The 19,728-nt window shown below is 60.1% G+C and carries 15 protein-coding genes; 6 read left to right on the top strand and 9 right to left on the bottom strand.

Annotation, left to right across the window (positions count from 1 at the left end; translation table 11 throughout):
• The first annotated feature begins 10 nt into the window (after positions 1-10).
• Genes HMPREF2751_RS08280 through HMPREF2751_RS08270 form a run of 3 tightly spaced genes read left to right on the top strand, consistent with a single transcriptional unit; the run spans position 11 to position 2,593 of the window.
• On the top strand, positions 11-1,090 hold the full coding sequence (locus tag HMPREF2751_RS08280) for a FecCD family ABC transporter permease (protein ID WP_016421808.1): 1,080 nt from the start codon (positions 11-13) through the stop codon (positions 1,088-1,090).
• On the top strand, positions 1,090-1,914 hold the full coding sequence (locus HMPREF2751_RS08275) for a heme ABC transporter ATP-binding protein (RefSeq protein WP_016421809.1): 825 nt from the start codon (positions 1,090-1,092) through the stop codon (positions 1,912-1,914). The genes HMPREF2751_RS08280 and HMPREF2751_RS08275 overlap by 1 nt, the downstream gene beginning before the upstream one ends.
• Complete coding sequence (locus HMPREF2751_RS08270) at positions 1,907-2,593, top strand: biliverdin-producing heme oxygenase (protein WP_070595848.1); 687 nt, start codon at positions 1,907-1,909, stop codon at positions 2,591-2,593. The genes HMPREF2751_RS08275 and HMPREF2751_RS08270 overlap by 8 nt, the downstream gene beginning before the upstream one ends.
• A gap of 44 nt (positions 2,594-2,637) precedes the next feature.
• Here HMPREF2751_RS08270 and HMPREF2751_RS08265 read toward each other — a convergent pair whose 3' ends face one another.
• From HMPREF2751_RS08265 to HMPREF2751_RS08250, 4 genes are all read right to left on the bottom strand, one after another.
• On the bottom strand, positions 2,638-3,327 hold the full coding sequence (locus tag HMPREF2751_RS08265; RefSeq protein WP_246823203.1) for a hypothetical protein: 690 nt from the start codon (positions 3,325-3,327) through the stop codon (positions 2,638-2,640).
• 429 nt (positions 3,328-3,756) lie between these two features.
• Positions 3,757-5,520 (bottom strand): phospho-sugar mutase, encoded by a 1,764-nt coding sequence (locus tag HMPREF2751_RS08260; protein WP_070595846.1) that lies wholly within the window; start codon positions 5,518-5,520, stop codon positions 3,757-3,759.
• A gap of 10 nt (positions 5,521-5,530) precedes the next feature.
• Positions 5,531-6,181: a deoxyribose-phosphate aldolase gene (gene deoC / locus HMPREF2751_RS08255; protein ID WP_070595845.1), complete on the bottom strand. Its 651-nt coding sequence runs from the start codon at positions 6,179-6,181 to the stop codon at positions 5,531-5,533.
• A 106-nt stretch (positions 6,182-6,287) separates the two neighbouring features.
• Complete coding sequence (locus tag HMPREF2751_RS08250) at positions 6,288-7,574, bottom strand: thymidine phosphorylase (RefSeq protein ID WP_049172492.1); 1,287 nt, start codon at positions 7,572-7,574, stop codon at positions 6,288-6,290.
• Between the two features lie 169 nt (positions 7,575-7,743).
• Between HMPREF2751_RS08250 and HMPREF2751_RS08245 the strand changes: the two genes are divergently transcribed.
• Both HMPREF2751_RS08245 and HMPREF2751_RS08240 read left to right on the top strand, forming a co-directional pair.
• A complete protein-coding gene (locus HMPREF2751_RS08245) occupies positions 7,744-8,163 on the top strand; it encodes a cytidine deaminase (RefSeq protein ID WP_048732021.1) in 420 nt (139 codons plus the stop codon).
• A 45-nt stretch (positions 8,164-8,208) separates the two neighbouring features.
• Positions 8,209-9,426 carry a NupC/NupG family nucleoside CNT transporter gene (locus HMPREF2751_RS08240; RefSeq protein ID WP_048732023.1) on the top strand — a complete coding sequence of 406 codons (1,218 nt, stop codon included), beginning with the start codon at positions 8,209-8,211 and terminating at the stop codon, positions 9,424-9,426.
• A 31-nt stretch (positions 9,427-9,457) separates the two neighbouring features.
• Here the strand turns inward: HMPREF2751_RS08240 and HMPREF2751_RS08235 are convergent, their stop codons facing one another.
• The 3 genes from HMPREF2751_RS08235 to HMPREF2751_RS08225 all read right to left on the bottom strand — a co-directional run bounded on the left by HMPREF2751_RS08235 (position 9,458) and on the right by HMPREF2751_RS08225 (position 14,116).
• Positions 9,458-10,561: a YihY/virulence factor BrkB family protein gene (locus tag HMPREF2751_RS08235; RefSeq protein WP_246823199.1), complete on the bottom strand. Its 1,104-nt coding sequence runs from the start codon at positions 10,559-10,561 to the stop codon at positions 9,458-9,460.
• Between the two features lie 233 nt (positions 10,562-10,794).
• Positions 10,795-11,823, bottom strand: coding sequence for a sugar-binding transcriptional regulator (locus tag HMPREF2751_RS08230; RefSeq protein WP_070595886.1), 1,029 nt, complete (start codon positions 11,821-11,823; stop codon positions 10,795-10,797).
• Between the two features lie 259 nt (positions 11,824-12,082).
• On the bottom strand, positions 12,083-14,116 hold the full coding sequence (locus tag HMPREF2751_RS08225; protein ID WP_070595844.1) for a M13 family metallopeptidase: 2,034 nt from the start codon (positions 14,114-14,116) through the stop codon (positions 12,083-12,085).
• Positions 14,117-14,222: 106 nt separating this feature from the next.
• Between HMPREF2751_RS08225 and HMPREF2751_RS08220 the strand changes: the two genes are divergently transcribed.
• Complete coding sequence (locus HMPREF2751_RS08220) at positions 14,223-15,188, top strand: glycoside hydrolase family 25 protein (protein ID WP_070549369.1); 966 nt, start codon at positions 14,223-14,225, stop codon at positions 15,186-15,188.
• 28 nt (positions 15,189-15,216) lie between these two features.
• On the opposite strand, the gene HMPREF2751_RS08215 is transcribed toward HMPREF2751_RS08220, so the two are convergent.
• Both HMPREF2751_RS08215 and HMPREF2751_RS08210 read right to left on the bottom strand, forming a co-directional pair.
• Positions 15,217-16,245, bottom strand: a complete 1,029-nt coding sequence (locus HMPREF2751_RS08215) for a TIGR00730 family Rossman fold protein (RefSeq protein WP_038627257.1) — start codon at positions 16,243-16,245, stop codon at positions 15,217-15,219.
• A 40-nt stretch (positions 16,246-16,285) separates the two neighbouring features.
• Positions 16,286-19,684, bottom strand: coding sequence for an arabinosyltransferase domain-containing protein (locus HMPREF2751_RS08210; RefSeq protein WP_070595843.1), 3,399 nt, complete (start codon positions 19,682-19,684; stop codon positions 16,286-16,288).
• Between the last annotated feature and the right edge of the window lie 44 nt (positions 19,685-19,728).

Below are 19,728 nucleotides of genomic sequence, written 5' to 3'. Positions count from 1 at the left end.
TGGCTGAGCAATGCAGACAACCGCGAACAAAACTAGTCCGTTCAGACAGGCGGCCGTTTTCATTGGGCTCGCCCTAGCGCTTGTGCTGGCAATAGGTTGGTCGGCCTCCGTGGGGCAGTTCGGCGCCACCATCGGCGAATCACTGAGCTCAATGGTGAGGCTAGTGTTCAATGGCGGTCTCGGTGACGCGCCAGAGCCCATCGACACCGTGCTGTGGCAAGTGCGATTGCCGCGCATCGCGCTGGCCTGCCTCGTTGGTGCGGGACTAGCCCTCGCAGGTGTGGCGCTGCAAGCGGTGTTCGGCAACCCGCTTGCCGAACCCGGCCTCATCGGCGTTTCCTCCGGCGCCGCCGTCGGCGCTGCCACCGCCACAGTTTTGGGCACCGCCGCCGGGCTTTCCGGAGTGCTCGGCGGAGTGTTGAGTGTCTTCGCCAGCAGCTGGGCCATTGCGGTCTCAGCTTTTATCGGTGGTGCTGTGGCCACGGCTATTGTGGCCGCCAATGCGCACGGTGGCCGCGATATCGCCCGAATCATTCTGGTCGGTGTGGCTGTGAACTCTATCTGCGGTGGTCTGGTGTCGCTCCTGACATTCGTAGCCTCCACGGCTGCCCGCGACCGCATTGTGTTCTGGCAGATGGGCTCGTTTGCCAGCGCCACCTGGACGCAGGTTGTCATCATTACGCTGGTGACAGTTCCGGCCGTAATTGCCATGTGGGTCAGCTACCGCAAGCTGGACATTCTGAGTCTTGGTGAAGCGCAAGCCCGCCACCTGGGTATTAACGTCGTTACGCTGCGTCGCGCCATTATTTTCGGCACGTCTCTGGTCGTGGCGGCTGGAGTGGCATTTTCCGGCATCATCGTCTTCATCGGCCTGGTCGTGCCGCACGCTGCACGACTGCTGCTGGGGCCAGCGCATCGCACGCTGATTCCCGCATGCATCCTCGGCGGGGCGCTGGCCACAACGCTGGCCGACCTCGCGGCCCGCACCATGATTACCGGTGCGGACCTGCCGCTGGGAATGCTCACCTCGATTGTCGGTGGCCCGCTGTTCTTCTGGCTGCTCCTGCGTTCGAAGAGGGCGGTGCACTAATGGAAATCCACTCTGGCCTGGGAATTTCTGCCGAAAATGTCAGCATCACCCTGGATGGTCACCGCATCCTCAACGATGTTTCCGTGGTCGCCGAGCCCGGAAAAGTCACCGCGCTGGTCGGCCCGAATGGTGCCGGAAAGTCGACACTGCTCGCAGCGCTTTCCGGCGACCATGAGCTCAGCGGCGGCGACGTCCGGATCGGCGAGCACTCCATTGCCGAGCTCTCCATCGCCGACCTGGCCCGCTACCGCGCTGTCCTGGTGCAGAGCCAAGAACTGTCCGTGCCATTCACCAGCCGCGAGGTCATCGACTTCGGACGCAACCCCTGGGGCTGCCCGAACGAGGAGCTGCTCGCGGAAGTCATCACTGAATGCGACGTCGCGCACCTCCTTGACCGGGAAGTCCCGACCCTCTCCGGCGGCGAGCGCGCCCGCGTCCACAGCGCGCGCGTGTTCTACCAGGACACTCCCGTCGTACTTCTCGACGAACCGACCGCGGCTCTGGACCTCCACCACGCCGAAAAAATCATGGGAATGATGCGCGCCCGCGCGGCGGCGGGCAAAGCCGTGGTTGTAGTCCTGCACGATTTGTCCGCCGCAGCGGCGTATGCCAATCACGTTGTGGTGGTGGCGCAGGGGCGCGTCGTAAAGCAAGGCCCGCCTGCGGAAACCCTGGATGCACAGACCGTCAGCGAAGTCTACGGCATCGGTGTGGAAGTGCTTCAGGACTCCGCGGGCAACCCAGTGCTGGTACCTCAACGCGCGGACAAAAACCTCTCACCCCAGTCTCCGAACCTCGCAGAGAAAGAAGAAAATCATGGTTGAAAACACGATTAAAAAGGATGACAAGCTGGCTGCTCAGCCCTTGGCAGAGCGACTCAAAGTGGAGACTGCGGGTGTCCACAGTGAAGCGGAGAACTCCGACTTCATGTCGAGGCTGCTTGCGGGTGAACTGAATGCGCAGGCGGCCATCGATCTAACTGGTCAGCTCTACTTTGTGTACGAAGCGTTGGAGCAGGCAGTGCGGTCCACTGCGGAGTCGCCGCAGGTCAGAGCGGTCTACGATGCGCAGCTGGAGCGCCTGGAGGCTCTGGCGGCCGACCTTGAACATTTGGTGGGGCCTGACTGGCGGGAAAAGATCTCGCCTGTGGAGGCGACAAAGAACTACGTGGCCGAGCTTCGTGAAATCGAAAGCAACGGCAACGCCAACGCCGCATTGGCACACCATTACGTTCGCTACCTGGGCGATCTTTCTGGTGGTCAGGTGATTGCGTCCATGCTGGCCAAGCATTACGGCATCGGTGCGGAGGGAACCCGATTCTATGACTTCTCCGCGATCGGAAAAATTAAGCCCTACCGCGACGGCTACCGACAGAGTCTGTCTGAGCTGGGCATTTCGGATGCCGACAAAGATGCCGTGGTTGACGAGGCGAAAAAGGCATTTCGTCTCAACCGGGCCATTTTCCACGACCTAGACGGCGGCCTAGACGACGCTGTGGCGTAGGTCGCGGACTGGAGTGCTGTGGCCGTGGCGGTGGGCGGTATGCGTTAGCCGATGTACACCACTGCGTTACGGCCACCCGTGCACTTGATGTTGCTGCCAGCAGGACGGCACCACATGTTGTAGGTCAGGCCAGTCGTTGGGCTGTAGGCCGTGATGGTGCCGGATTCCGCGCCGGTGGAATTGCGATAGCGGACGTAGGCGCTGTGTACATTTCGAACGAACGGATCGCTCGTTGAGGACGTGCCCTTCCATGCGCTGGAGAGGTTGCCGCCAGCCAGGCCCGATGAGCGAGACGAGCCCGAATTACCGGATGAGCCACTCGAATCTTGAACAACCACGGTCTCAGTCTGCGTGACCGGTGGGTTGGGCTGGCTCGAAGCATCGGCAGCGACCTGCGTGGTGGCAGCTGGCTGTGTATCGGCAGCAGTTACCGAGTCATCTTTACTCAGGGTGACATAAAGTACCGCGCCAACCAGGCCCAGCAGGACCACGACCAGCACTGAAATGAGCGCAATCATTGCGCCGGAAGTACCTGATCTTTGCTGCGGATACGCCGGGGCTGCGTAAGCGAAAGTTGGTGCCGGCTGCGCAGCGAATTGGGGCTGCGGCTGTGGTTGGGGTTGAGGTGCCTGGTTCGGGTACACGGGGCCGAAAGAACCGGTGGAAGGATTCGAATTGTAGTTGGGGTCTGAGCTGGGGAACTCGTTATGCGACATGCTGGACGTACCAATCACGAGGAGGAAGTGTTCCCCCTGTGATGAGCCCAACCCACGTAGCGAATGGTGCTCCATCCCCTGGGGACACGGTTAACGGCTTTTATTGTATTACTGGGAAAACTGTAAAGCATGTTAGGAGACGCATGTCGTCCGCAAAATGCGGCCAGAACGGGTTTAGCTAGACCCGAAATGAGGTGGTGAGCTTCAAATGAGGTTGTGACCATCGAGAAACTGCCTAAGTTTATGTCAGTTTCGGCACTAATTTCTGCTTGTTTTTGTCATAAACCTAGTCAGTAACTTGTGAGCCGGTCCAAGACTCCGGGCTGCACATGCGAAACTGGGGTGCGCGTGAAACCCCACGGCCATTTTTCGGCCGTTTTGTTCATGCGCACCCCAGTTTGTTGCGAGGTGTAGCTGGTAGCTGCCTATTGGTTAGCTGTTTAGTCGCTACATCCCCAGGATTTCCTTGAGCTCGGCCTTAATCTGGTCGAGCCGCTCGGCCGCGGCCACGTGCGGAATCGCGGCCGAAGCGACCGGCAGCACGACTTCCAGGTAGCACTTCAGCTTCGGTTCCGTGCCGGAAGGCCGGGCAATGACGCGGTCGTTGGCCTCGGTAAGGATGAGAATGCCGTCGGTAGGCGGGATGTGATAGCTCTCGGCCTTGGCGTCGACCATGTCTAGGCCATCATTCATGTCCGTGACCTGCGTGACCTTCGCTCCGGCCAGCTGTGCAGGCGGGTTGGCACGCAGAGTGTCCATGCCCTTGGTAATCAGCGAGCGGTCCTCGACACGGAAGGTCAACGGGGCGGTCTTGTAGAGACCGTGGGCACGGGCAACATGATCCAGCAGGTCCTGGATGCCAAGACCCTGGCCCTTCAGTCGCGCCACCGCGTCGGCGACACGCACCGCCGCAGATACGCCGTCCTTGTCTCGCACGACTGCCGGGTCAGTGCAGTAGCCAATGGCCTCCTCGTAGCCGAAGACGAGCCCGTCCACACCAGCAATCCACTTAAAGCCAGTCAGTGTAGCGCGATAATTCAGTCCGTGACCTGCGGCAATCTTGCCCAGCAGGCGCGAGGACACAATCGAGTTAGCCATTGTGGCCGGAAACTCTGCGCCCTCATCATTGGTCACGGTCGCAATCCCACGGGCCTCGGCATCCGCAGCGATGACTTCACCCAGAAACGCACCGATGTCATCGCCGGAGAGCTGTCGCCAGCCGCCATCGACGCCGCTGTCCGGAATAGCTACCGAGCAGCGGTCCGCATCCGGATCAGCCGCGATGATGACATCCGCGTCTTCGTCACGTGCCAGCTCAAACGCAAGATCCAGTGCACCGGCTTCCTCCGGGTTCGGGAACGATACCGTCGGGAACTCCGGATCCGGCGCGAACTGCTTCTCGACCACGCTGACATTCGAGAAACCTGCCGCGTTCAGTGTGCGCACGATGGTCTCGCCGCCGACGCCATGCATCGGGGTGAGGACAATCTTCGCTGCCTGCTTCTCTTCGCTTGATGACGTCGTTGCGAGCGCAGCCGCCCGTTTCACATAGGCGTCCAGTAGTTCAGGACCAACCTGCTCGACGGCATCGAAGTCACGCGGGACCTCATCAGCCGGTGGAGCAGCGGCGATGGCTTCCGCAATCTGCTTGTCATGGGGCGCGATGATCTGGACGCCTCGGCGGGAATCAGACTCCACCGCGCGGCCACCGAGGTAAACCTTGTAGCCGTTGTCCTTCGGTGGATTGTGGCTGGCCGTGACCATGATGCCGGCATCAGCATTGAGGTGGCGCACGGCAAAGGCGGTCACCGGTGTGGGCAGCTGCTGTGGCAGAGCCAGGGCCTTGCCACCGGCTGCGGCGACAACCGCGGCGGCATCTCGGTGAAAATCAGCGGAGCCGTGGCGGGCATCGCAACCAATGACCACGGTGAAGTCGTCGCCCACAATGTTCTTCAGATGCGCAACCAGGCCAGCGGTGGCACGGATGACCGTGGCACGGTTCATGCGAGACTGACCAGCGGCAACGACACCGCGAAGACCTGCAGTGCCGAATTCGAGTGGCCCGGCGAAACGGCTTTCCAGCTCGGCAATCGCATCGGGGTTGGCGGCCTTGGCTTCGTCGTAAAGCGAGGAGAGCTCGGCGGCGGTGGCCGAGTCCGGATCGTGGGCGATCCAATCGGTGATGGTGGCTTGTAGCTGTTCGGAGAGCATCGGGGTTCGCCTACTTCAGACCGTCGAGGGCGGCGGCGGAGGAGGAAAGGCCCAGGCGAGAGGCGCCAGCGGCAATCATTTCCTCAGCGGCAGCGGCATCGCGGATACCGCCAGAGGCCTTGACGCCAAGGCGGTCGCCCACGGTTTCGCGCATGAGCTTCACAGCGTGAGCGGAAGCGCCACCGGCCGGGTGGAAGCCTGTGGAGGTCTTGACGAAGTCTGCGCCTGCGGACTCGGAAGCCTTGCAAGCTGCGATGATTTCCTCATCGGTCAGGGCGGCCGACTCGATGATGACCTTCAGAACCTTGCCCGGAATGGCATCGCGAACAGTCTTGATTTCGGCCTCAAGGTCGTCGAAGCGGTGCTCCTTGGCGAAGGCGATGTTGATGACCATGTCAATCTCTTCGGCACCATCGACCACGGCGCGGGCGGCCTCGGTGGCTTTGACCTCGGCCTTTACCGCGCCGGAGGGGAAGCCGACGACAGTGGCGATGTGCAGGCCCTCAGGCACCTCGACTGGAAGCTGCGAGGGGGAGATGCAGATGGAGTAGGTGCCGAGCTTGCCGGCCTCAGCGATAAGAGCCTTGACCTGGTCAGAGGTGGCTTCTGGCTTGAGCAGGGTGTGGTCAATCATCTTGGCAACATCAGCGCGGGAAGTCATGGGAGAAATCAAGTCCTTTCGGAAATTTGGGAGAGAGCTTAAAAGTAGGGAGGTGGCGGGCTCGGGGCGGGGAAGTGGCGCCGGCGCGAGCCCATCAGTAATTTTTCTAGGACACGCGATCGAGGATAATCTCGCGCTCGGCTGTCGGCGCGGTGTCGCCGATTTCAATGCCCGGCTCGATGGACTCGAGAGCGCGCTCGAACTTATCCGGAGTTTCAGTGTGCAGCGTGAGCAGCTTCTGGCCCTTGACCACCTTGTCTCCCGGCTTGGCGAAAATCTCAATACCGGCAGTGGCCTGCACCGGATCATCCTTACGAGCACGTCCCGCGCCCAAGCGCCAGGAACCAACGCCGAGAGCGAGTGCATCCAGCTTGGTCAGGTAACCGTCGGCCTGCGCAACCACATCGTGCGTGTGAGGTGCCACCGGCAACGCGGCATCCGGATCGCCGCCCTGAGCGCGGATCATCTTCTTCCACGAATCCATTGCGCGGCCGTCCTTCAGAGCCTGCTCCACGTCGGCATCGTGCACGCCGGCCAGCTCCAGCATGTTTCGGGCCAGTTCACAGGTCAGCTCCACGACGTCTGCGGGGCCGCCGCCGGCGAGAACCTCCACCGATTCGCGGACCTCGAGGGCGTTGCCGATGGTCAGGCCCAGCGGAGTGGACATGTCCGTCAACAGTGCGCGGGTGTTCACGCCCGCATCGTTGCCCAGGTCAACCATGGTGCGGGCCAGCTCGCGGGCCTGATTCAGATCCTTCATGAAGGCGCCCGAGCCGACCTTGACATCCAGCACCAAGCTGGAGGTGCCCTCCGCAATCTTCTTGGACATGATCGACGAGGCAATCAGCGGAATGCAGTCCACCGTCGAGGTGATGTCACGCAGCGCGTAAATCTTCTTATCCGCAGGTGCCAGGCCCGCACCGGCTGCTGCGACGACCGCGCCGGAATCCTCCAGGACCTGCATCAAGCGGTCATTCGGAACATCAGCCTGCCAGCCCGGAATGGATTCCAGCTTGTCCAGGGTGCCGCCGGTGTGGCCGAGGCCACGGCCGGACAGCTGCGGGACGGCCACGCCGTAGGAGGACACCAGTGGGCCCAGCGGCAGTGTGATCTTGTCGCCGACACCACCGGTGGAGTGCTTGTCCGTGGTGGGCTTGCTCAGCGATGCGAAGCTCATGGTCTCGCCCGAGTCAATCATCGCCTGAGTCCAATCCACAATCTCGCGACGGTTCATGCCGCGGATGAAGATGGCCATGTTCAGCGCCGCCATCTGTTCATCGCCCACGACACCGCGAGTGTAGGCGTCAATGACCCAGGAAATCTCTTCCGGACTGAGCTCACCGCCATCACGCTTTACCTTGATGACGTCAACTACATCGAACTTTTCAGCCATTGTTCGCTCCTTTTATAGGCGATTGTGCTTAGCGATATTGGTCTTGTGAACTCTGCTGATTCCGATTATCATCAGCACTAGAACAAATGTCAATAGTTAACTTTCCATTTGTACCCACATAAGTATGTTTGCATAAACACCTCGAACAGGCTCGGGGAGGGAGAGCACAATGTCCTACATTTCAGACGAAGAACTACTGGCTAAGGCCTACGCAGCCACGGAAAACTCGTACGTCCCCTATTCAGGTTTTCCGGTCGGTGCCGCACTTCTGCTTGACGACGGCACGGTGGTCACAGGCTGCAACGTGGAAAATGCGTCCTATGGGTTGACCAACTGCGCAGAGCGTACAGCCGTGTTCCGCATGGTCGCGGAGCACGGCGGCAACCATAAGATTGCGGCCTGTGCCATTGTCGGGCGAAAGGCGGCACCGTGCCACCCCTGTGGTGCCTGTCGGCAGGTCCTGCACGAATTTGGGTGCAAGCGTGTCATTGTGGAATCCGAGCGCCCGGAAAATGGTGGTTTAGGCGCTCCGGCCAGCATCGACTTCGAAAAAATTCTCCCTTACGCCTTTGGTCCCGAGGACCTGTAGGCATCATCACCACAGCCTCTTTTATCAAGAAAGAAGACCTTAGTCATGGATAGACTGCAAGGCTTACTGGGCATCATCCTCGTCATCGGATTTGCCATTGCTATCTCAAAGAACAGGAAAGCCATTAACTGGCGCACGCTCGGCGTTGGCCTGCTGCTGCAAGCGGTGTTCGCGCTGGTAGTGCTGAAGTGGGAACCCGGCTTCCAGGCGTTGAAGAGCGTCGCCGGTGCCATTGAGAAGATGATCGACTTTACAAATGAGGGCACCTCATTTGTCTTCGGTAATCTTTTCGACGGCACGGGGAAAAACTTCGTCTTCGTGCTCAACGTGCTGCCAGTGATCATCTTCCTGGGCGCAGTCCTCGGTGCCCTCTACTACCTGCGGGTAGTGCAGTACTTCGTTGAGTATGTCGGGTCCGCACTGAAGTTCATTATGGGAACCTCGAAGGTAGAGTCCGTCTTCGCTTCCACGGTGATTTTCCTCGGGCAGTCGGAGGCTCCGCTCGTCGTTAAGCCGTATATTCCGAAACTGACCAAGTCGGAGCTGTTCGCATGTATGTCGGGCGGTTTTGCTTCGGTGGCCGGATCGACGTTGATTGGTTACTCCCTGCTCGGTGCGCCATTGGAGTACCTGCTGGCGGCATCGGTAATGAACGCGCCGGGCTCGCTGCTGATTGCGAAGACTTTCTGGCCGGAGACGGAGGAATCCGATCTGGATGCGTCGGTGAAGGATGTCCGCGACACTGAGTCGAAGAACGTCATTGACGCGCTTGGATCGGGTGCGTTGGCCGGTGGTCGTATCGCTGTGGTTGTGGCATGTCTGTTGATTGCGTTCATCGCTGTGATTGCGATGCTGTCGGCCATGATTGGCGGCATCGGCGGCTGGTTCGGTCAGGAAAACTGGTCACTGGAGGGGCTGTTCGGCCTGATCTTCGCGCCGATTGCCTGGTTGATTGGTGTGCCGTGGGAGAACGCAGGGCTGGTCGGTAGCTTCATTGGTGAGAAGACGATTCTGAACGAGTTCGTCGGCTACACCTCGTTCTCGGAGCACGTCGACTCGCTGGATCCGAAGTCCATCATGTTGGCGACCTTCGCCCTGGCTGGCTTCGCCAACCTGTCTTCCATTGCAATTCAGATCGGTTCCTTCGGTGCGCTATCGCCGGAACGTCGCGGTGAGATTGCCAAGAACGGTCCGCTGGCGCTGATTGCGGGTCTGTGCACCAACCTGCTCAACGCTGCAATTGTGGGTGTGATTGCGCTATAGCTAGGTTCTGTGTGGTTAGTTACTGGCCCTGCTAGTCGATCCTCTTGAACGGATCGGTAGTAGGGTCAGTCTCAGCAGCAGGCTGCGAGGAAAAATCTTCAGTTGCTTCTGCTGGCATTTTATCCAGGCGGTCGAGTTCCTCAGTTCGGAATTCGGCCGCCTGCTTTTCTAGATTCTGATGGATTTTCTGCTCGCCCTCGGCGGCCGCGGTAGCTCTGGGTGGAAGCTGGATGTATCGCTCTGCGGGCAGGCCGGCGCGCAGTTGGCGCATCCTCTCAACCTCGGCATCCAGCTTGAAGCCGAAGACCACGACCACATTAATGCTCCAGAGTGCGGTCATCAGCGCGATAACCGCACCCATGGCGCCATAGGGATTCGAAGCCGCAAAGTTGAATAAGTACAGCTGGAGCGCCTTGCCGATGATCAGCGAGCTAATAATTGCCAGTGCCGAACCTGTGCTGAGCCAGCGGAATTTGCGCATGCGCACGTTCGGCGTGAAGTAGTACAGCGAGCCAATCAGAATCATCGACATCAAGATAATGACCGGCCAGCGTACCCAACTCCAGACGGAGATGCAGAAGTCAATAATTTGGCGCGTGGTCGATTCAATACCCAATGGGCGGGCAACCGGTTCGACAATGGTGATAACTAGCTGGTCATTGACAATAATCGCAATGAGCAGTACCACAGTGCCGATTAACAGCAGCAGCGTAATGGCGACCATGAGCAGGTGGTAGCGAATCAGCGTGCGACCTTCGGAAACACCGTAGATGGAGTTCGCCGTGCGCGAAAATGCGCGCGTGTAGGCCGACGACGAAATCAGCGCGAAGATAATACCGATAGTCAGTGCGACAAGACCGCCCGTGGCGGAGCCGATAATCGTTGAGATGACATTGCGAATCGGTTCGGCATACTCAGCTGGAATGTAGCTGCGGATGAAATCCTCGGTCAGTCGGTTGAGGTCTTCTGTATAGCCGGCCAACATCAGCGTGGCAATTGAGTAAATCGCAAGCAGTGCGGGTGCGAAGGTTAGCACCGTGTAGTAAGTCAACTTCGCGGCGGCGTCGAAACCGAGCTCCAAGAAAAACTCGATACCCGCACGCTTGAGAGCGTAGAGCGCTCCTTTCCATCCCACGCATGGCAATTTCTTCGCGGACTGAGCAAAAGATGCGTCTGCCGACTCGTAGGCCTGGAGTGTGTGCTTGATCTGCTGTGCTGGTGACACCTAAAGAATCGTCCTCTCCGACCGGACAGCGGCTGCAACATATATGCGGACATCTGCGCTCGCTTAAGTCTATCGGTCGAAGAGGGCAGAGACGCTTCTCAGGCCCGGGTGTCAGTTCTTTGTACTGATGCGTCCCGAGACGGTTACTCCGTGGCAGTAAGAGGGGTGGAGCTATCGGGGGAGCCCGGTGAGCCCGGTGAAGCCGGTGAAGCCGGTGCAGCTGGTGAGTCCGATGAGTCGAGCGAAAGTAGGCGCTCGGCGGTGGCATCGTCAATGACCAAGTGAGTGGCCAACTTTGTTCGAAGGGCCACATCGATAGCCTCGGCCTTGTGTGCGCCACCGGCCACAAGTACCCGAGTGGGGATCCGGCGCAGGTCAGAGAGGCTGATACCTACCGTGCGGGCATCGACCTCTGGCAGCGCAATGCCACCGTCCGGGCGGTAGAAGCGTGAGCAGGCATCGCCCACTGCGCGCTCCACGAGTAAGTCCTTTTCGGTTGCCGACAGCTGCCCCAAGTTCAAGGCCAGTGAATCATGGTCGACTGCGCCGACAGTGAAAACGGCAATGTCCACCGTCCGGCCAAGCGCCAATACGCTGGCGATGAACCGATCCTGTTCCACGATGCGCTTGGTCTCGACCGAATCGAAAATCACCGGCAGCGGCAATGTGCGGGCATAGGCATGGAAAGCGTGGCAGAACCCGCCAATAGTGCGGATGTCATTCGTCGACTTATCGGAATGACTCATTCCGCCCTTGAGCTGCACAATTTCCACGCCCGAGACATCCTTGGACTTCAGTTGCGTGGATACGGAGTACATGGTCTTACCCCACGAAACACCGAGAAGGGTACCGTCGACCACCAGCTCGTCGAGAAGCTCGGCGCCCACACGCCCCAACTCGCGGAGCAAGACCGCGTTGCCAGCGCGTGCCGGTTGCGCCAGGCGCACATCGTTGAGCTGGTAGCGATCCCGCATCTGCGTCGCGGTCTCTGAGGCTTCCTCGCGCGGGTCGTGGATTTCAATGCGCACGTAACCGCGCTCACGGCCAAGGTTGAGCAGTTTAGAGACCGTTGGGCGGGAAACCCCGAGTTCGGTTGCAACCTGAGACTGTGTGAGCCCCTCGCCGTAATAGAGCTTGACGGCGGTGAGTGCTTGGATGTCGCGGGTGTCCACAGCGGCCTCCTCCAGCAAGAGCACTTAGTAAGCGCACTTGTAACAGGAACCTCGCTTGATTGGGACCCTGCCCGACTTGGTCATCGGGAAAGCGTGCGCCTCACCTGTGATTTTAGTTCTACGTTTGCAAAAACAAAAAGTCAGCTTTTGCATTTGTAGTAAACGGTGAGGCGTTTGCTGTCCCCGGAGGCTGCGGAAGGCATCGGAGAGCCCGGAAAGCATCGGAGGATAAGGCAGCGCAGGTTGGGTTCCCGCAGAATTACCAGATATTCACGCGCTCATTCGGCTCACGCCACATGCCGTCCCCCGCTGAAGTGCCGAAGGCCTCATGGAACTCATCGATGTTGCTGGCAATGACGTTGCAGCGGAACTCCGCCGGCGAGTGCGGGTCAATGGCAAGCAGCTGGCGTGCAAACTCCGGACGAATCTTGGAACGCCAGACCAGTGCCCACTGCTTGAACAGGTCACGGTAGGTCTCGGGGGTGTCCTCCAGCCCGAGCTCCTTCCCGCGGGCAGCGAGGAAACGTCGGAAAGCGACGACAGCAATACCAAGCCCGCCCAAGTCACCGATGTTCTCGCCCAGGGTGAAGCGACCGTTGACACCGGGCAGGTCAGCGCCCTCCTCGGCCTGCTCGCGCAGAGCCTGCGGAACCAGGCCCTCGTACTGGTCCACCAGCGCGGAGGTCAGCTTCTCAAAAGCTGCGCGATCCTCATCGGTCCACCACTGGTGAAGGTTGCCGTGACCGTCATACTGCGAGCCCTGGTCATCAAAACCATGACCAATCTCGTGACCAATAACCGCACCGATGCCACCGAAGTTCTCCGCCGGGGAAGCGTCCGGTGAGAAGAACGGCGACTGCAAAATCGCAGCCGGGAACGTGATGTCATTGACCACCGGATTGTAGAAGGCATTGACCGTCTGCGGAGTGCCATGCCACTCATCACGATTGGCCGGGGTTCCCAGCTTTGCCACCTCATAATCATGCGCAAAAGCGCTGGCAGCGCGAGCATTGTCCATCAGTGAATCCCCGAGCTCCATCGCCGAGTAATCACGCCAACGCTCTGGGTAACCAATCTTGGCCTTAAATAGCGACAACTTCTCCAGCGCCCGCTCCTGTGTCGCCTTCGTCATCCACGGCAGCTTCGAAATTCGCTCCCGGTACGCCGCCAGCAGGTAGTCCACCAGTTCCAGGACCTGCTCCTTGTACTCCGGAGGGAAGTGCTTTTCCGCATACAGCTTGCCGACGTCATGTCCAACCGCCCCGTCCGCAAAGGCAACACCACGCTTCCAGCGTGCACGCTGCTCGGTCGAACCCTGCAGGGTGCGGCCGTAGAAGTTAAAGCTCTCCGCAGAGAAGTCATCCGACAGGTAGGCGGCGCGCTGGTGGAGGACGCGCCACAGTGCCCACAGGCGCAGATCTGCCAGGTCAGTGTCCTGCCACAGCTTGCTCAAGTGCTCGAAGTACGACGGCATCATCACCACGATGGTGTCGATGGCAGTCTGGTTCGTCTTATTGACACCGGTGGCCGCGAGCCACTCCGCGACCGGGAAGCCGGTGGGGAGGTCAGCAATGGCCGTCTTGTTATAGGTCTTCAGTGCATCGCGGGTATCGACCACATTCCAGTGACCGGCGGCGATGCGCTTTTCAAAAGCCACGATGCGCGCCGCCGCAGCGGCCGGGTCCACCAACTCGAATGCAGCAAGCGCGGTGGAGAGTTCCCCCGCGCCGTCGTCATGCGAGGAGAGGAGCTTCAACATAGCGGCAACATGCTGCTCATAGGCAGCGAGGGTGTCGGCGTGACCAGGCTCGCGGTAGTAAGCCTCATCCGGGAGGCCGAGGCCCGACTGCAACAGATAGAGAGTATCCAGGTCCGAGCCGGAATCCTTCTCTACCCAGTACCCGAGCGCACCACCGACACCGAGGCGATCGAGGTGGCCGAGCGCCAACGCCAGCTCATGCGCGTTCTCGGCGGAGGCAATCATTTCTAAATCCTGCGCGAGAGGAGCTGCGCCGGCGTTATTAATAGCGGCTTCGTCCATAAAAGAGTTGTACAAGCGAGCGACGCGGGAATTCGGATCCGCATCGGCGGCAGTGGTGATGAGCTCGCGGACGTTTTCCTCCGCCTCATCCCGCAGCTTGTAAAAGGCGCCATCGATGGGGCGGTCAGCCGGGATGACGTGATTGCTAATCCACCCACCGTTGGTGGCCAAGTAGAGGTCATCCTGCGGGCGAGGAGTTGTTGAGAATTGGGACGTTGCGGACTGGGTCTCAGTATTAGTGCTATTTGTCATGCCGCCAGTCTAGGGGCAAGGGCGGATTGAAGCTGTGACTGGAGGGGTGGAATAAGTTTAGGCTTACGAATGGGGCTGAAGTGGTTTAGGGGGTAAGGTGCAAACCATGAAATTTCTTCCACTTTCCGCGAACGCGGTGCTGAAGCGGCGCCCGGGACGCGCCACTTTGGCAAGTATCGTGGCCGTTGCGCCGCTGACCTTGGGTGTTATTGCACCGGCAGACGCACAAACACAGGACGCATCTGCACACTCCAACCCGTCCGCTGCTGATTCCAAGGGGTCGCTCGACTTTTTGACCGAATCACCGAGCATCACCGATGCGCCGCTGGTGTCGGATGCTCAGGAGCCGCAGGGCTCTGATGCCAACGGTTCCTCAACTGGTTCGGCTACCAGTGCATCGTCGAACTCGGCGCGCACCGGCTTCCACATGGGGCCGACCGGTGTGGACGTCTCCAAGTGGCAGCGCCCAGGTGGTGTCGCGCTGAAGTGGGACGAGGTCGCAGCCAGCGGCCAGAAGTTCGCTTTCATCAAGGCCACTGATGGTGTCGAAGGCGACCAGAAGTACTTCCTCGAGGACTCCATCGCCGCAGCTAAGGCCGGTCTGTACGTGGGCAGCTACCACAAGGCGCATCCGGATCGCTCCGCAACCGAGCAGGCCGATCAATATGTGGAAGCACTGCAGCAGCGCGATGAGCAAATCTCCACGGACAAGACATTGCCACCTGTGCTGGACATCGAGCTGGACAACGGCCTCAACCCGACCCAGCTGCAAAAGTGGACCAAGGACTTCCTCGAGCGCGTCGAGGAAAAGACCGGCGAAACCCCGATGATTTACACCTACCGTTGGTTCTGGCAGAACCCAATGGGTAACTCGACCGACTTCACCGACTACCCGTTGTGGCTCGCCGCCTACCAAGACAGCGCTCCGACCTCGCTGCCGGGCGGTTGGGAGAGCATGACCTTCTGGCAGCGTTCCTCCACCGGCCGCATCGATGGCATCCCGACCATCGTCGATGAGGATGTCTTCAACGGCACCGAAGCCGAGCTGCAGCAGCTGGCTGCTGCTCACTAGTGATGTGTTGTGGGGGGCTGGGAACAGGCTAAAACTTCGTCCGCCCCGCACGCCACGCAATCAACGCAGGCAGGAGTTTGTCGACGTCGTCGACGACGATAAGCGCATCGAGAAGCTCCGGCCGCACAAAGCCCGCATCCACAACATTGCGCAGTAGCACCAGCAGGGGCTCCCAGAAGCCCGAAGGTCCCAGCAACGCCACCGGCTTGGCATGAATCCCCAGGTGCTGCTGGGTCCACACCTCGAAGAACTCTTCCAGCGTGCCCGCACCGCCGGGGAGCGCAACAAAAGCATCGCCGAGTTCATACATGCGCGACTTTCGATCGGCCATAGTCGCAACAGTTTCCAGGTGAGTCAGCCGCGGATGGGCGATTTCCTTCTTGACCAGGACCTCGGGGATGACACCGGTGACACTGCCGCCGTCGTCAAGCGACGCGTTAGCAACCGTGCCCATAAGACCAATCGCCGCGCCACCGTAGACGAGCTCCACCCGATTTTCCGCGAGTGCCTGGCCGAGGCGTTCGGCGGTGACGCGCCAGGCGGGGTCGTTGCCGAAGCCAGAGCCGCAGAAAACAGTCAGCGACGATAGTGCGCGCTGTGGCTGCTCACGGCCAGCGGCAAGCTGGGGCAGCTCTTCGCGGAGCTTCGGCAGCGTGGTTTCGACCAGCATGGGCGCGATTCTCCCGGTCGGTAGCCAGGGATCGAGCCAGCGTACCTCTTCGATTTCGGCGTGAGGCTGAACGTTCACCAGCTCATCGGTGAACTCACCGACATAGCGCACATGGTGGCCGACGACCTCGAAGCCCGCCTCGTTGGCAGCGGCTGCACGGGCAATATTCCACGGACGCAACTGCGATAGCTCGATGTCCACGCCGAGCTCCTCGGAGACCTCGCGAGCGGCGGTGACCTCCGGGTGATCGACGGATTCACCCGGCTCGAACTTGCCGCCGGGCAGCATGAACGTATCCGTGCCCCGCTTACGAACGCACAAAACCCGCCCCACCGGGTCAGTCACAACCATTGCGGCGACAACGATGGAACGGGTTTGTGCAGTCACTCGGTCTCCTTAGGTGAAGGAGGCACCGAGGCTCTTTCGCCTAGGGATCCTTCACAATCATCTTCCCGGGCGAGTATAGACCCGAGCGAGTGATATCTTCATACTCAATTTCGGCGACATCCGGCTTGACCTTGTCCTTATTCGGACGCGGCGAGAGCTTCTCGACGGAACCCCAGTCGCGGCGCCAGTCGTTCTTGAGGTAAGTCGGTACGGACGTAGCCTCATTCACAGCGTCGGAGAATCCGAGCGGACCACCGCCATCGACCGACTGCCAGACATCTGCACCGACGACCTTCAGGCCACGGTCCGGAGTGATGCGGTACTCCGGAAGCTCTGCGACACCTGCGTAGTGGTCGAACGGACGCTGGCACGGGAACTGGAAGGCAACCGGCCAGTCCGGGATAGTCGCAGTTTCCGGCGAAATGACATCAGTCATCGACTGCAGCTCGGCCAGGCGCGGCGGGGTCAGTGCCAGCCACTGATCCTCGGAGACGTCATTGTCCTCCGCGACCAGTCGCACAGCGGTCGCTCCCTCTGGGATCTCCTCGGTCAGGAAGCGCAGGTTACGCCAGGTCGGAGCAGGGCCGATATCAATCGGCTCCGACTCGGAGAGGACCTCGAAGCCATCCTCGTCGCCGCCCTTGCGACCGTACTCTGCCACCAGCTTGCGACCCTGCTGAGCCACACCGTTGATGTCGTGGTGGAAGATACGGCCAGCCGCCGATACGACGAGTAGCGGGTGGTCCTCGTCAATCTCAGGCAGCTGGAACCAGGAAGTTTCCAGGCTTGCAGGACGCTGAATGTCCTCGGAGTAGGAGCCAAGCACCGGCACCTTATCCGGATCCAAGCCAAATGGCAGCTCGACCTGCGAGCCGTTGACACCCTTGTCGGCGCGCTTGCCGCCGTCGGTGCCCGACGCGGAACCGCCCTCAACTGTGGCTTCCGGATCAGAAGATTGATCATCAGTGTCGGCAGTACTTGCCTGGCTCTGGCTGGTGTCCACAGCTTCGGCCTTCATATTTGACGGGACGCCGTTCGGGTCGAAGCCACGGTTCTTGCCGCCACCGCGCAACGATTCCGCTAGCGGCTTGCCATCGACGGTATTCAGGAAGCCATCGTTCGGATCGGTTTCCATCAGCACATCGCTCGCCATATTACATGTCTGACCAGCCAAGGAGCGGATATTACCAGCGGCGACCGAGTATGCCGGGTACTGCGATACTGCGCCCTTGCCCAGTGAAGCCACCATGAACATCGTCACCAGCAGCGTCGTCACTGCAATCGGGGACGATGCAACTGCATTGATGCGGCGCGCGCGTGCCGACTTTTCCTGCGACTTCGGCTTGGTGCGGAACTCCTGGACGAAGTTCATTACGGCACCAGCCAGCAGCAGTAGCAAGGCTAGAGCCAATACTGCTGAACCCAGCTGGTGGCCGCGCAACTGAATAGTCTTGTCGAACCACGGCACACCGTAGGACGACACATACCACCAGCCGTTAATGCCCATCAGCGAGAAAGCGAGGATGAAGGTGATACCACCGGCAAAGAACAGCTGGTTGCGCGGGTTACCTGCTACCCAATGGCTAATGGCCATAGCGGCAAGTGCTGCCAGGGAAGCCGCGATGCCCGCGTACACGCCGAAGTGGTGCGTCCACTTTGTCGGCGTGAAGGTCAGGAAGAACATGGTGCCGATGAACATGAACACCAGGCGTGCCGACGGGCCGGCCAGAGCCCCCGGAACGGTGCGGTGACGAAGCAGCGCGGCAATCGTGATGGTCAAGCACGCCAGTGCAATCAGAACTGGGAAACGACGCGGGAAGGCGCCGTCGACCGACTGCAGCACCAGCCAGTAGTAGCGGACGTACTCGTTGTACCAAGGCTCCGACGGGCCGATGATGCTGCGGACGCGAATGGACTCGCGGACCGTGGCCAAAGTCTGGTCGCCGAAGACACCGACCAAGATTGCGGTGCCCGCAGCCAGGAACGGCGCAATCTGCATCAGTGGGGCCTGCCAACCACCACCGAGAGCCTTATGGCGCTCAACGACAATGCGCACCAGCATCGGGATGCCTGCGAGCAGGGCAGCAACTGCCATTAGGCCCGTTGGGCCCGAGCCCAGTGCCAGCGTGGCGATAACCACTGCGACTGCAGCTGGCAGCAGGCGTCGAGTCAGAATTGCGCGCTCAATGAATACCCAGGTCAGCAGGGATCCCAGAGCAATGACCGGCTCCGGGCGCAGTCCGTTGTTGTACGGCAGCCAGAAGGCCAATAGCACACCAGCAGCAGACCAGTAGGCCACCCGGCGCTGGGCAATCTTCTCGCCGAGGCGTGGGATAACCATTCGGGAAATAATGAACCACACCAGCAGTGCGGACAGCAGCGCCGGTAGTCGCATCCACAGTGACGAGGTGGACACCTTCACCATCAGCGACAGCAGGTCGTAGTAAGGGCTGCCGAACGGTGACTCAGGCGCGCCGAACCAACGGTAGTAGTTCGCCATGTAGCCCGACTCGTCGGAGACGCGCGCCATGGTGAAGATGTAACCGTCATCGGAGGTGTTGCCACCGATGAAGTGCCAAACAACCAAAATCGTGCCGACCAGGATGTCCAGCGGAGTCGGCTTCAACGCACCGCGCTTGAACAGCGGAGTGAAAGGGGAACCGTCGATACGGTCAATGCGAGCCAACGCGACCAGGGAAGCCAGCGTCAGAAGCAGACCCAAGTACATGACGATGTACTTCACCACTGTCGGGTGTGAGGTGTAGCGGGAGTCGATGTTCATGTGGACATCGAGTCCATCGGCTACGGCCTTGGCCGCGTCACCGTCAGCGGGCAGGTCAGTGTAGATACCGGTGACCTGCGGACGGTAATCGCCGTGTGTGGTGGCGGTGAGCTTCTCACCATCTGAGTTCTTGGCGCCGTCGATGTTGACGGTGGTCTCATGCTCGTTTGAGCGGATCTCCAGGATCTTGCCCTTGTTGCTGGCAAGCTCCTTCTTATCCAGGCTCATCACCACGCTGTCGCGCAGAATGACGTCGAGGCCGTCCTTGCCCGAACGCACCATCAGGCCCCGTTTGGTCGGCTTATCCGCGGTCGGGGGGATAGTCGACAACAGGGTCGTCCGTTTGTCGGAAAGTTCATCCGTCAGGGACAGAGGCAGATCGACGCTCAGATCCAACGGTGCCTGCGCCATAAGCGGTGCATCCACTGAGTTCAGTGTGTCGCGCTGAGGCCAAGACACGGAGGACTGAGTATTCACGACCGGGAGGAACGGTGTGATGACAAAGCAAATGAAACCGACGATTCCAGCGATAATCGCTGTCCAACGAGTCAGTGTCGTGGGAGAGGGGCCGTCCATAGGCGGTCTCTCCACGCGGTCGATGGTCACTTCGGGTGAGCCGTCGACACTTTCTTTGATTTCTTTAGTTTCGGCAGTCACAAGGAAAGATACTACGGTAATTGGCGTTTTTCTTTGAGTTTGCA

Origin of the sequence: Corynebacterium sp. HMSC063G05, from assembly GCF_001810555.1 — a bacterium.
GTDB classification, from domain to species: Bacteria; Actinomycetota; Actinomycetes; order Mycobacteriales; family Mycobacteriaceae; genus Corynebacterium; species Corynebacterium jeikeium_D.
This window is presented reverse-complemented; position numbering and strand designations above follow the sequence as displayed.